Origin of the sequence: Bradyrhizobium sp. URHA0013, assembly GCF_000518345.1 — a bacterium.
Classification (GTDB): domain Bacteria; phylum Pseudomonadota; class Alphaproteobacteria; order Rhizobiales; family Xanthobacteraceae; genus Bradyrhizobium.
The window spans coordinates 1443071-1455476 of sequence record NZ_KI912426.1; the positions used below are offsets into that span (position 1 = coordinate 1443071).

At 64.9% G+C, this 12406-nt stretch carries 11 protein-coding genes; 8 read left to right on the forward strand and 3 right to left on the reverse strand.

What is annotated here, in order from left to right:
* Positions 1-94 precede the first annotated feature (94 nt).
* The 8 genes from N551_RS0127375 to N551_RS0127410 all read left to right on the forward strand — a co-directional run bounded on the left by N551_RS0127375 (position 95) and on the right by N551_RS0127410 (position 8923).
* Positions 95-1714: a peptide chain release factor 3 gene (locus tag N551_RS0127375; RefSeq protein ID WP_027569635.1), complete on the forward strand. Its 1620-nt coding sequence runs from the start codon at positions 95-97 to the stop codon at positions 1712-1714.
* Positions 1715-1940: 226 nt separating this feature from the next.
* Positions 1941-2519, forward strand: coding sequence for a hypothetical protein (locus tag N551_RS0127380; RefSeq protein ID WP_027569636.1), 579 nt, complete (start codon positions 1941-1943; stop codon positions 2517-2519).
* Between the two features lie 71 nt (positions 2520-2590).
* Complete coding sequence (locus N551_RS0127385; RefSeq protein ID WP_027569637.1) at positions 2591-3175, forward strand: NnrU family protein; 585 nt, start codon at positions 2591-2593, stop codon at positions 3173-3175.
* A 70-nt stretch (positions 3176-3245) separates the two neighbouring features.
* Positions 3246-4838 carry a class I adenylate-forming enzyme family protein gene (locus tag N551_RS0127390; RefSeq protein WP_027569638.1) on the forward strand — a complete coding sequence of 531 codons (1593 nt, stop codon included), beginning with the start codon at positions 3246-3248 and terminating at the stop codon, positions 4836-4838.
* A 169-nt stretch (positions 4839-5007) separates the two neighbouring features.
* Positions 5008-5661: a tetratricopeptide repeat protein gene (locus N551_RS0127395; RefSeq protein ID WP_027569639.1), complete on the forward strand. Its 654-nt coding sequence runs from the start codon at positions 5008-5010 to the stop codon at positions 5659-5661.
* A gap of 26 nt (positions 5662-5687) precedes the next feature.
* Positions 5688-6239, forward strand: coding sequence for a hypothetical protein (locus tag N551_RS0127400; protein ID WP_027569640.1), 552 nt, complete (start codon positions 5688-5690; stop codon positions 6237-6239).
* 48 nt (positions 6240-6287) lie between these two features.
* Positions 6288-7670: a ribosome biogenesis GTPase Der gene (gene der, locus N551_RS0127405; RefSeq protein WP_027569641.1), complete on the forward strand. Its 1383-nt coding sequence runs from the start codon at positions 6288-6290 to the stop codon at positions 7668-7670.
* Positions 7667-8923: a TCR/Tet family MFS transporter gene (locus N551_RS0127410; RefSeq protein ID WP_027569642.1), complete on the forward strand. Its 1257-nt coding sequence runs from the start codon at positions 7667-7669 to the stop codon at positions 8921-8923. The genes der and N551_RS0127410 overlap by 4 nt, the downstream gene beginning before the upstream one ends.
* 42 nt (positions 8924-8965) lie before the next feature.
* Here N551_RS0127410 and N551_RS0127415 read toward each other — a convergent pair whose 3' ends face one another.
* The 3 genes from N551_RS0127415 to N551_RS0127425 form a co-directional block, all read right to left on the reverse strand.
* Entirely contained in the window at positions 8966-10192 is a 1227-nt protein-coding gene (locus tag N551_RS0127415) for an ABC transporter substrate-binding protein (RefSeq protein ID WP_027569643.1), read from the reverse strand.
* Positions 10193-10361: 169 nt separating this feature from the next.
* Positions 10362-11510 (reverse strand): hypothetical protein, encoded by a 1149-nt coding sequence (locus N551_RS0127420; protein ID WP_027569644.1) that lies wholly within the window; start codon positions 11508-11510, stop codon positions 10362-10364.
* 78 nt (positions 11511-11588) lie between these two features.
* Positions 11589-12329, reverse strand: a complete 741-nt coding sequence (locus N551_RS0127425) for an SDR family NAD(P)-dependent oxidoreductase (RefSeq protein ID WP_027569645.1) — start codon at positions 12327-12329, stop codon at positions 11589-11591.
* Positions 12330-12406 lie beyond the last annotated feature (77 nt).

Below are 12406 nucleotides of genomic sequence, written 5' to 3' on the forward strand. Positions count from 1 at the left end.
CTCCCAACCAGGCGGATATGGGACTGGCCGGAAGGCTCCGCAATCACCAGATGAGGCTTGATCAGGCTCATTTTCCCTGCCAAACGCTGCCGCAATGTCCGACATCGCCACCACAGCCGAATCGACGGCCCGTTCCTCGCTTGCCGCTGAAGTGTCGCGGCGGCGGACTTTTGCCATCATCTCGCATCCGGACGCCGGCAAGACCACGCTGACCGAAAAGCTGCTGCTGTTCGGCGGCGCCATCAATCTGGCCGGGCAGGTCAAGGCCAAAGGCGAGCGGCGCAACACGCGTTCGGACTGGATGAAGATCGAGCGCGAGCGCGGCATCTCGGTCGTGACATCGGTTATGACCTTCGAGTTCGAGGGCCTCGTGTTCAACCTGCTGGATACCCCGGGCCACGAGGACTTTTCGGAAGACACCTATCGCACGCTCACGGCGGTCGATTCCGCCGTCATGGTGATCGACGCCGCCAAGGGCATCGAGGCGCGCACCCGAAAGCTGTTCGAGGTGTGTCGTCTTCGTGACATCCCGATCATCACCTTCATCAACAAGATGGACCGCGAGAGCCGCGACGTGTTCGAGCTCCTCGATGAGATCGAGAAGACGCTGGCGCTCGATACCACGCCGATGACCTGGCCCGTCGGCCGCGGCCGTGAGTTCCTCGGCACCTATGACGTCGTCAATGGCGGCGTGCGTCTGCTCGAAGGCGGCGGCGCCAAGACCGGCGCGGCGCAGCAGATCGAGATCGCCGAGCTCGCCAAGCTCAACGCCAATCTCGACGTGTCGGCGGTCAAGGACGAGCTCGAGCTCGTCACCGCGGCTTCAAAACCGTTCGAGCTCGAAGCGTTTCGCGAGGGCCATCTGACGCCGGTTTATTTCGGCAGCGCGCTCCGCAATTTCGGCGTCGGCGACCTGCTGCAAGGGCTCGGCAAGTTCGCGCCCGAGCCGCGCGCGCAGGAGAGCGACCAGCGCAAGGTCGAAGCCACCGACCCCCGCATGAGCGCCTTCGTGTTCAAGATCCAGGCCAATATGGATCCCAACCACCGCGACCGCATCGCCTTCGCCCGCCTGTGCTCCGGCAAGCTGAGCCGCGGCATGAAGGCGAAGCTCGTGCGCACCGGCAAGAGCATGCCGCTGTCCAGCCCGCAATTCTTCTTCGCGCAGGACCGTTCGGTTGCGGACGAGGCTTATGCGGGCGACGTCGTCGGGATTCCCAATCACGGCACGCTGCGGATCGGCGATACGCTGACCGACGGTGAGGATTTCAACTTCGTCGGCGTGCCGAGCTTTGCGCCGGAAATCGTCCGCCGCGTGCGTCTTACGGATGCGATGAAAGCGAAGAAGCTGAAGGAAGCGCTTCAGCAGATGTCGGAAGAGGGTGTTGTGCAGGTGTTCCGCCCGCGCGACGGCGCGCCCGCGTTGGTTGGCGTTGTCGGCGCACTGCAGCTCGACGTGCTCAAGGCGCGGCTGGATGCGGAATATTCGCTGCCGGTCGAATTCGAGGTCAGCGAGTTCCAACTCGCGCGCTGGGTCTCTTCGGACGACCGCAAGAAGCTCGATACCTTCATCGCGACCAACACTTCGAGCATCGCCGACGATGTCGACGGCGATCCGGTCTATCTGGCGCGGAACGAGTTCTATCTCGGCTACACAAGGGAACGGGCCGAGGGCATCGAGTTCACCAACGTCAAGGACGTCAAGAAGAAGGGGTAGGGTGTGGCTCCGTCCGCTCCTCACCCTCCGCTGTCATGCCCCGCGAAAGCGGGGCATCCAGTACGCCGCAGCCTCTCGGCTCAATCACAAACGTCTGGGAGTACTGTGGCGTCCGGTCAAGCCGGACGACGACACCGTCCTTGGACGCGCGCATGTGAACAGCCGCAGGCTTGACGTTGCCGGCGGCAATGCCACGTTCACCCATGTGGCCTTGCGAGTTCACTTCATGTGGCGCGGCATCCTTGTTTTCCTCCTGCTGGCGATCTCGACGATCGCCGCCGATGCGCGGCCCCGGCAAATCAACCCAATTCCGTTTTCGCACGAGCCGTGCAGCGTGCTCGATGGCAGGCCCTGCACGCCGTCCTATTGCAGCCCGCTCGAGCCTGGCCCCTGTATTCCCGAGATCGACTATCCCTACGGCCAGAACCTCCAGCTCACGATCCAAAGCGTGCCAACGGAGGCGGATCGCGCCAAATACCAGAAGCCGGATCACGATCTCGATACGATCGGCGATCTCTTCGCCGAGCTGCGCAGCTGCTGGTCGCCGCCAACGGACAATGCGCGCGCGGGCATGCAGATCGCCGTGCGTTTCAGCTTCAACAAATCGGGCGGCCTGATCGGCCCGCCGCGCCTGACCTTTGCGACCGCGGGGGTCTCCGCCGAGACGAGAACCACCTACCTGGATGCGATCAATTCATCGTTGAACGCCTGCCTGCCGCTGAAATTCACCGGCGGTCTTGGCAGTGCCATCGCCGGGCGGCCGATCGCGATCCGGTATGTCGACAATCGCGAGATCCACAAGTAGCGCATTAGTTGCGACCCGCCCACAATCGATGATACGCCATGGGCTGGGGCGCTGGTTGAGGGGAGAATCTCGTGGGTCTGCTGGTTATGATCCTGGGGCTTGCGCTGTTTTTCGCGGCGCATGTGTTCACGACGAAACGCGAGGCGCGCGCGCAGGCCATCGCGAGACTGGGCGAGGGGACCTACAAGATCCTCTATTCGCTTGCCTCGCTCGCGGGGCTCGCACTGATCATCTGGGGCTTCGCGCATTATCGCGCGACCGGCTGGATCGACGTCTGGTATCCGCCGAAGGCGCTGAAGCATATCACGCTCGCGCTGATGTTGCCCGCGGTCATCCTGGTGGTCGCATCCTACTTGCGCGGCCGCATCTATGCGACGCTGAAACATCCGATGCTGGCCGGCATCAAGCTGTGGGCGGCGGCGCATCTTTTGGCCAATGGCGATCTCGGCTCCATCATCCTGTTCGGCTCCTTCCTGGGCTGGGCGGTGTATGATCGCATCACGCTGAAGCGTCGGACCGATGGTGGCGGTCCGCCGATTCCGGACGGCGGCGTCACCAACGATCTGATCGCGGTCGTGGTTGGAATCGTCGCTTATCTGGCGCTGGCGTTTGCGTTCCATCCTGTCGTCATCGGCGTTCCCGTGATGGGCGGCTAGCCGATCAGCACAAGACAGGACCGCATGCCATGCGCGGAAGATAACGAGAGCAACAAGCCAAGGCATTTCGATGGACTGGTCGCATTCTCAGATCCCTCCAATGCGGTTCGAGGCGCGCTTCGGCGATCGGATCGTGCCGGCATTTTGCGATCGGCCGTCGAGCCTGTGGGCGATGATTGCGGACGCCTGCGCCCGCAATCCCGACGGCGAAGCGCTGATCTCAGGCCATGTCCGGCTGAACTGGCGGCAGGCCGTCGAGCAGGCTGCGCAGATTGCGGCGGGATTTCGCAAGCTCGGATTGCAGCGCGGCGATCGTGTCGCGATCCTGCTCGGCAACCGCGTCGAATTCCCGCTGCTGCTGTTTGCTGCCGCGCATGAGGGGCTCGTGACGGTGCTGCTCAGCACGCGCCAGCAGAAACCGGAAATCGCCTATGTGCTCGCCGACTGCGGTGCCAAAATCCTGATCCACGAGGCGGCGCTCGCGGAGCGGCTGCCGGATGCGCGGGATGTACCCGAAATAATCCACCGCATCGCCGTCGACGACGATCCGGCTTTGTCGCGTTTCGCGGTGCTGGCAGACAACGTCCCGGCCGCGGCGCCGGTCGCGACCAGCGAGGAGGACACCGCGATGATCCTCTACACCTCGGGCACGACAGGCAAGCCGAAGGGTGCGATGCTGGCCCATTGCAACATCGTGCATTCCTCGATGATCTTCGTGTCCTGCCTGCAATTGACGGCGGCCGACCGCTCGATCGCGGCGGTGCCGCTCGGCCATGTCACCGGCGTCGTCGCCAACATCACGACGATGATCTGCTGCGGCGGCGCGCTGATCATCATGCCGGAGTTCAAGGCGGGCGAATATCTCAAGCTCGCCGCGCGCGAGCGCGTCACCTACACGGTGATGGTGCCGGCGATGTACAATCTCTGCCTGCTCCAGCCCGATTTCGAGAGCTACGATCTATCGAGCTGGCGCATCGGAGGCTTTGGCGGCGCACCGATGCCGGTTGCCACCATCGAGAAGCTCAAGGCGATCATTCCCGGCCTCGAGCTGGCGAATTGCTACGGTGCGACCGAGACCACGTCGCCGTCCACGATCATGCCGGGCGAGTTGACGGCAACCCATATCGACAGCGTCGGCCTGCCGTGTCCCGGTGCACGCATCCTGGCAATGGGGGCGGACGGGCGTGAGCTGCCGCCTGGGGAGATCGGCGAGCTCTGGATCCAGAGTGCCTCCGTGATCAAGGGCTACTGGAACAATCCAAAAGCCACGGCCGAAAGCTTCACCAGCGGGTTCTGGCATTCCGGCGATCTCGGCTCGGTTGACGCGGAGGGATTTGTCCGGGTGTTCGACCGGCAGAAGGACATGATCAACCGCGGCGGCCTCAAGATCTATTCGGCCGAGGTCGAATCCGTGCTGGCCGGCCATCCCGCCGTGGTCGAGAGCGCGATCGTCGCCAAGGCCTGCCCGGTGCTGGGCGAACGCGTTCACGCCGTGGTGGTCACGCGCGCACCAGTGGACAGCGAAGCCTTGCGCGCCTGGTGCGCGGAACGGCTGTCCGACTACAAGGTCCCGGAGACCATGGTGATCACCGCGGAGCCGCTGCCGCGCAATGCCAATGGCAAGGTGCTGAAGCGGCAGCTGCGGGAGCTGTTGGGAACCTGAGCCGGGGAGGCGGTCTGTCCGGGCTGTCTCGGGTGGTTAACGCCTTGATCGGGCTCGCTTTGCCTTGCCACCGCCATATCGTTAGGGTACCCCGCCGCCACGTGGGGGACGGGATTCCTGACGCGAACGCTTTGGCGCGCGCACCCGGACGGGCATGGGATTAGCATAAGTGTCTGAATTATTTGACGAAGTCGACGAGGAAGTACGTCGCGAGCAGCTCAAGAAGCTGTGGGACAAATATTCGATCGTCTTTATCGCACTGATGGTGCTGATCGTCGCCGCCGTGGGTGGCTGGCGCGCTTACCAGTATGTGGAGGCCAAGAAGGCTGCCGAGGCCGGTGCTGCCTTCGAGAAGGCCGCCGAGCTGTCCGAGCAGGACAAGCATGCGGAGGCCGAGGCGGCCTTCACCGAGCTCGCTGCCAAGGCTCCATCAGGCTATCGCACTCTGGCGCGGCTGCGTGCCGCGGCCGAGGCGGCGGCCCGCGATCCCAAGGCAGGCGCCAAGCTGTATGACGACATCGCCGCCGACCGCAGCGTAGGCGGCGAGTGGCAGGATCTGGCAAAGATCCGCGCCGCCGGTCTCCTGCTCGACAGCGCGGGCTATGCGGACATGCAGCAGCGGCTGGAAGCCTCCACCGCGCCCAAATCGACCTTCCGCCATACCGCCCGCGAGATGCTGGCGCTGTCGGCCTGGCGCAACAACGACATGACTGCGGCCCGCAAATGGCTGGACGCGATTGCCGAGGACGGCGAAACGCCGCCCGGCCTGCGCTCACGCGCCGAGGCGCTGCAGGCCCTGCTGCCGCCCGTAGCGAAGAGCTGAGCCGAGAGCTGAGACGAGATCCCGATATGCGCCGCACGCCACGCTTGATCGCAGCCGCCGTCCTGATCGCCTTCACGGGCGTGCTGGGCGGTTGCTCCAGCTTCGATCCGAGCGACATGCTCGACTTCCTCGATACCAAGAAGAAGCTGCCGGGCGACCGCAAGCCGGTGTTCCCGGAAGGCGTGCCGGGCCTCGAGCAGGGCGTTCCGAAGGATATGTACAAGGGCGCGCAGCAACAGCCCGATCCGAACGGCCCCGCCGTCGCGGCTCTGCCCACCGAGCCTCTGCCCGAGCCAGCCAAGCCGGCGAAGGGTGCCAAGGCGAAAAAGACCAGGCAGCCGGCCAGCGCGGCCGTTGCGCCGGCTGAGGCGCCCGCCGGCGAAGTCGATGGCGAGGCCCAGCCCGAGGCCGCGCCGCCCGCGGCCACTCCGCCGCCCAGGCAGAAGATCGTGCGCAAGCGCACCACCGCGCCGCCGCCCGATCAGCCGGTCCAGCAGGCGCAACCGACCCAGACCACCCAGCAGCAATCGCAGGGCGCCTTCCCGGCACCGATGCCGAGCGGCAGCTTCTCGCGCTAATTTTTCATTTCATTGACAGGCGCGGCTCCGGCAGCGCACGAATGACCCATGTCCTTTAAGATTGCCATTATCGGCCGGCCGAATGTCGGCAAGTCGACGCTGTTCAACCGCTTGGTCGGGCAGAAGCTCGCGCTTGTCGATGATCTGCCGGGCGTCACCCGCGATCGCCGCGAGGGCGAGGCCAGGCTCGGCGATCTCGACTTCACGATCATCGACACCGCCGGCCTCGATGAAGGCGCCAAGGGTTCGCTGACCGCCCGCATGCAGGAGCAGACGGAGGCCGCGATCGCACAGGCCGACGCGCTGTTCTTCGTGATCGATGCCCGCATGGGCCTCACGCCCAACGATCGCGCCTTCGCCGATTTCGCCCGCAAGGCCAACAAGCCGGTGCTGCTCGTCGCCAACAAGAGCGAAGGCAAGCATGGCGATGCCGGCGCGATGGAGGCTTTCGCGCTCGGCCTCGGCGATCCCATCCAGATCTCGGCCGAGCACGGCGAGGGCATGGGTGAGCTCTACGACGCTCTGCGACCGCTGATGCCGGAGCCGGTGGAGGAGGATGAGTTCGAAGACGACGAACCGCTGACGGAGGAAGAGGCCGCCACGCGCCCGATCCGGGTCGCGATCGTCGGCCGGCCCAACGCCGGCAAGTCGACGATGATCAATCATCTGCTCGGCGAGGAGCGTCTGCTGACGAGCCCGGAGGCCGGCACCACGCGCGATTCCATCGCGGTCGAGATCAACTGGAAGGGCCGCGAGTTTCGCGTGTTCGACACCGCAGGTCTGCGCCGGCGCTCCCGGATCGAGGAGAAGCTCGAAAAGCTCTCGGTCGCCGACGCACTGCGCGCGGTGCGCTTTGCCGAAGTCGTCGTGATGATGATGGACGCGCAGAACCGTTTCGAGGAGCAGGATCTTCGCATCGCCGACCTGATCGAGCGCGAGGGTCGCGCCGTCGTGCTCGCCGTCAACAAATGGGACCTGATGGAGAGCAAGGGCGGCGGCGCGATCTCGAACCTGCGCCGCGATGCCGATCACTTGCTGCCGCAGATCAAGGGCGTGCCGATCGTCGCCGTCTCCGGCTTGATGGGCGAGGGCATAGATCGATTGATGCAGGCGATCCAGGATGCCTATGCGCTTTGGAACAGGCGTGTGTCGACCGCGGCGCTGAACCGCTGGTTCGAGGAGGCGGTCCAGGCCAATCCGCCGCCGGCCGTGTCCGGACGACGACTCAAGCTGAACTACATCACGCAGACCAAGGCCCGCCCGCCGAGCTTCGTGCTGTTCTGCTCGCGTGCGGATGCGGTGCCGCAGTCCTATCTGCGCTACCTTACCAATTCGCTGCGTGAGGCCTTCGAGCTGCCGGGCACACCGGTGCGCATCACCTTGCGCGAGAAGGCCAATCCGTTCGCCCACAAGCGCAAGCGGCCGTCGTGAGCAACGACGCCGGCGAGGCGATGGCGCAGGACGCAGCGCCAATCCGGCGCGGTGCGGTCGCCTTCATCTTCGTCACGATCCTGCTCGACATGCTCGCGCTCGGCGTGATCATGCCGATCCTGCCGAAACTGATCGAGAGCTTCGTCGATAACGACACGGCGCATGCGGCCCGCATCTTCGGGCTGTTCGGCACCGCCTGGGCGCTGATGCAGTTCGTGTTCTCGCCGGTGCTTGGCGCGCTGTCGGATCGCTTCGGGCGGCGGCCGGTGGTGCTGCTGTCGAATTTCGGGCTCGCGGCCGATTATGTGCTGATGGCGCTGGCGCCGTCGCTGGTCTGGTTGTTCGTCGGCCGCGTCATCTCGGGCATCACCTCGGCCAGCATCTCGACCGCCTTTGCCTATATTGCAGACATCACGCCGCCGGAGCGGCGCGCTGCGGTGTTCGGCAGGATTGGCGCTGCGTTCGGCGCCGGCTTCGTGCTGGGCCCGGCGTTGGGCGGCCTGCTCGGCGATATCGATCCGCGCCTGCCGTTCTGGGCCTCGGCGGCCTTAAGCTTTGCCAATGCGCTCTATGGGCTCTTCGTCCTGCCGGAATCGCTGGCGCCGGACAAGCGCGCACCGTTCCGCTGGAGGAGCGCCAATCCGCTCGGCGCGCTCCGCCTGCTGCGTTCCAACGCGGTGCTCGCTGCGTTGTCAGTCGTCAACTTCATCGCGCAGGTCGCGCATGTCGTGCTGCCCTCGACCTTCGTGCTCTACGCGACCTATCGCTACGGCTGGGATTCGAAGACCGTGGGATTGACGCTGGCGATGGTCGGCGTCTGCGCCATGGTGGTGCAGGGGCTCGCGATCGGCCCGATCGTGCGTGTGCTCGGCGAGCGCAATGCGTTGTTGATGGGCCTGTGCTGTGGCGCGATCGGCTTCGTGATCTTCGGCGCGGCGCCGACCGGGCCGCTGTTCTGGATCGGCATTCCCGTGATGTCGCTGTGGGGCATTTCGGGCGCTGCCATGCAATCGCTGATGACGCGGCTGGTCGCGCCTGATCAGCAGGGCCAGTTGCAGGGCGCGACCGCGAGCGTGCAGAGCGTGTCGCAGCTCGTCGGCCCGTTCCTGTTCACGCTGACGTTTTCATACTTCATCGGCGCCAGCGCGCCGTGGCAGCTGCCCGGCGCGCCGTTCCTGCTCGCGGCGGTGCTGATGGTGGCGTGCGTGGCGATTGCTGTGCGGGCGCTGGGCGCGGCAACATCAGAATCGTAGGATGGGTTACGCCTTCGGCTAACCCACCCTACAAAGCCTCGTTTACTTCTTCACCAGCGGGCACTCGCTGTCCTTGAGCGGCTTGGCCGCGTCTTCCGCCGCGATCGTGGCGATCTGCTTGTAGTAGTCCCACGGTCCCTTCGATTCTTCGGGCTTCTTCACCTCGAACAGATAGGCCGGGATGAGACGACGCCCGTCCTCGCGCAGGGGACCCTTGCCGAACAGCGGATCGTCGGTCGGAAGCTCCTTCATCTTGGCAACGACCTTGGCGCCGTCATGCGGATTGCTGCCGAGCGCGTCCATCGCCTTGAGATAATGCAGCACCATCGCGTAATTGCCGGCCTGCGTCATCGAGGGCATCGCATTCTTGTTGGCCAGCGCCGAGAAGCGCTTCGACCAGGCGCGGGTCTGGTCGTTCATGTCCCAGTAGAAAGATTCCGTGAAGGTCAGGCCCTGGGCGGTCTTCAGACCCAGCGAATGCACGTCGTTGATGAACAGCAGCAGCGCCGCCAGCTTCTGCCCGCCCTGCACAATGCCGAACTCGGCGGCCTGCTTGATCGAGTTCGTGGTGTCGCCGCCGGCATTGGCTAGGCCCACGACCTTGGCCTTGGACGATTGAGCCTGCAGCAGGAAGGACGAGAAGTCCGCGGTATTGATCGGATGCTTGACGCTGCCGAGCACCTTGCCGCCGTTCGCGGTCACGACAGCGGTGGTGTCGCGTTCGAGCGCATGGCCGAAGGCATAATCTGCGGTCAGGAAGAACCAGCTGTCGCCGCCGGCCTTGGTCAGCGCCTTGCCGGTGCCGTTGGCCAACATGTAGGTGTCGTAGGTATACGAGACCGTGTTCGGCGTGCAGGCCTTGCCGGTCAGGTCGGCCGAGGCCGCGCCGGAATTGAGCAGCACCGCATTCTTTTCCTTGACCAGATTGCTGACCGCCAGGGCGACACCGGAATTCGGCGTGTCTGCAATCGCGTCGATCTTGTCGTTGTCGATCCACTGCCGGGCAATGTTGACGCCGACGTCCGGCTTGTTCTGATGGTCGCCGCTGATGACGTCGATCTTCCAGCCCTTCTTGAGCAGGCCGGAATCCTCGACCGCCATCTTGATCGCGACCACGGAGTTCGGGCCGCCGATGTCGGCGTAGAGGCTGGACATGTCGTTGAGCACGCCGATCTTGACGGTCTTGTCCTGGGCGAAGGCGGATGTGGCAAAACCGAAGGCGGCACAGGCCAGAAGGGCCGCAGAGCGGCGCGCGAACGTCGTCGTCATAAAAGATTTCCTCCATTGTCAAACATGCGGACGGCTCTCTTGAACGGAGCCTTGTTCCGGCTGATGGCTCTACCGTGTCCCACGGCCGGCGGCAATGCGCCTAAAGCCGGATGACGCTGCGTCGCAGCGTCATCCCTCCGTTAACTTTTGGGCAAAATGCGTCGAGACGCTATTTCAGCGCGTCCGATGTCAGCTTGAATTTCTGGACGCGCTTTCCGGTGTCGACCTCGGCGGTATAGACGTTACCCTTGGCGTCGATCGCCATGGCATGCACCCAGTGGAATTGCCCGGCATTGCGGCCGTTGTGGCCGAAGCTGCCGACCACGCTGCCGTCCTCGCGCCTGATCACCCTGATCTCGTTGTTTTCGCCGTCGGCGCTGAGCAGCCAGGTCTGCTTCGGATCGGGCCAGATCGCGATGTCCCACACCGCGCCGTTGCCGAGCGTGTTCTTCTCGAAGAAGAACTCCTTCACGAAGGTGCCGTCCTTCCTGAACACCTGGATGCGGTTGTTGATGCGGTCGCAGACGTAGACGAGCCCGTCATTGGCGAGCTTCACGCAGTGGACGGGATTGCCGAATTGCTGGGACACCGGCGCCTTGGGATCGTACGCCGCCTGCTTGGTGTCGTCGGGCCTGTTGCCGTAGGCGCCCCAGTGCCGCTTATAGGCGAGGGTGGTTGCGTCGAACACGATGACGCGGCGATTGCCGTAGCCGTCGGCAACGTAGATTTCGTTGGCGGCCTTGTCGATCGCGGTCTCGGCGGGCTTGCCGAGCTGTGTCGTGTCGTTGCTGCCGAGGCTCGGCGCGATCTTGCCGATCTGGGCGACGAACTTGCCGTCGAGCGTGAATTTCAGGATCGCGTTGTCGTTGTCGGCATTGCCGCCGACCCAGACGAAGCCGCGCTCGTCGACCTCGATGCCGTGCTCGCGGCCGACCCATTCATAGCCTTCGCCCGCGCCGCCCCACGATCGTAGCAGGTTGCCGTCGCTGTCGAATTCGAGCACGGGCGGCGCCGAGACGCAGCATTTCGAGCGCGGCGGGGTGAGGCTTGCGCCTTTCTCGTCGTCGGTGAGCGAGCGCGGTCGATGGATCACCCAGATGTGGCCTTGCCAGTCGACGGTGATGCCGCCGACCTGGCCGAGGATCCAGTTGTTCGGCAATGGCTTTGGCCAGGACGCATCGACCGCGAAGGTCGGGACATCGCCGGCGGTCGCCGCGCCCGGAAGCGCGAACGCCACGGCGGCGATCAGGACGGAGAGGACGCGAGAGACATTTGCGAGCGCACGCGTAGAGCCTGCGCGATTCCGCCATGGTGCCATGGCAACCTCCCTTTTTTGGCCTGCAGCTTGCTGCCGCTTGAGCGCGGGCAGTCAATCGCGGGGAGGCCGTCAAGTCAATCAGGCCGGAGAGCGGAAGCTCATCAGGCTGCGGGTCTTGTAGTCGTAGAACTTGCCGGTCTCGGTCCAATCAGGCGCGCACATCGGCACGATGAATTCGGCGACCTGCTCGGCCGTATCGAGCGTCGCCGGGTCTTCGCCCGGCATCAGCGTGGCGCGCATCCGGGTGCGGACGGGGCCCGGATTGAACAGATTGACGCGCAGCTTGGTGTTCGCGGTCTCCTGCGCCCAGGCGCGCGCCAGCGTCTCCAGCGCCGCCTTGGAGGCGGCGTAGGGGCTGACATAAGCGGTCGCCTTGTTGGCGGCGCCGGAAGTGATGAACACCGCGCGGCCGGCGTCGGATTGCTTGAGCAGCGGCTCCATGCAGCGGATCAGCTGGAAGTTCGCGGAGACGTTGACCGCCATCACGTCGGTGAAGGCCTTCAGCTCGATATGGCCGATCGGTGAGGAGGGCCCAAGCACGCCGGCATTGCAGACGAGGATGTCAAGCTTACCGTAGCGCTCATGCAGGCCGGCACCGAGGCGCGCGATGCCGTCGGAATCGGTGAGGTTGAGCGGCACCAGCGTGGCGCTGCCGCCGTCCTTGCGGATCTCGTCGTCGAGCTCTTCCAGCCCGCCCTGCGTGCGCGCCACGGCGACGATATGCGCGCCGGCCTTGGCCAGCGCCTTGGCCGTGGCGAAGCCGATGCCGCGCGAGGCGCCGGTGACGAGAGCGATGCGGTCGGCGAGAGGATTTGTCATTGAAAGGTTCTATCCAGCGTCGTCCTGGCGAAAGCCAGGACCCATACGCCGTGACGGCGATGATTGGGTGAAGATGG

Coding starts and splice junctions, on each gene's coding strand:
- N551_RS0127400 (WP_027569640.1), top strand. CDS start 5,688: ATGCGCCGCACGCCACGCTTGATCGCAGCCGCCGTCCTGATCGCCTTC.
- N551_RS0127375 (WP_027569635.1), top strand. CDS start 95: ATGTCCGACATCGCCACCACAGCCGAATCGACGGCCCGTTCCTCGCTT.
- N551_RS0127425 (WP_027569645.1), bottom strand. CDS start 12,329: ATGACAAATCCTCTCGCCGACCGCATCGCTCTCGTCACCGGCGCCTCG.
- N551_RS0127420 (WP_027569644.1), bottom strand. CDS start 11,510: ATGGCACCATGGCGGAATCGCGCAGGCTCTACGCGTGCGCTCGCAAAT.
- der (WP_027569641.1), top strand. CDS start 6,288: ATGTCCTTTAAGATTGCCATTATCGGCCGGCCGAATGTCGGCAAGTCG.
- N551_RS0127415 (WP_027569643.1), bottom strand. CDS start 10,192: ATGACGACGACGTTCGCGCGCCGCTCTGCGGCCCTTCTGGCCTGTGCC.
- N551_RS0127380 (WP_027569636.1), top strand. CDS start 1,941: ATGTGGCGCGGCATCCTTGTTTTCCTCCTGCTGGCGATCTCGACGATC.
- N551_RS0127390 (WP_027569638.1), top strand. CDS start 3,246: ATGGACTGGTCGCATTCTCAGATCCCTCCAATGCGGTTCGAGGCGCGC.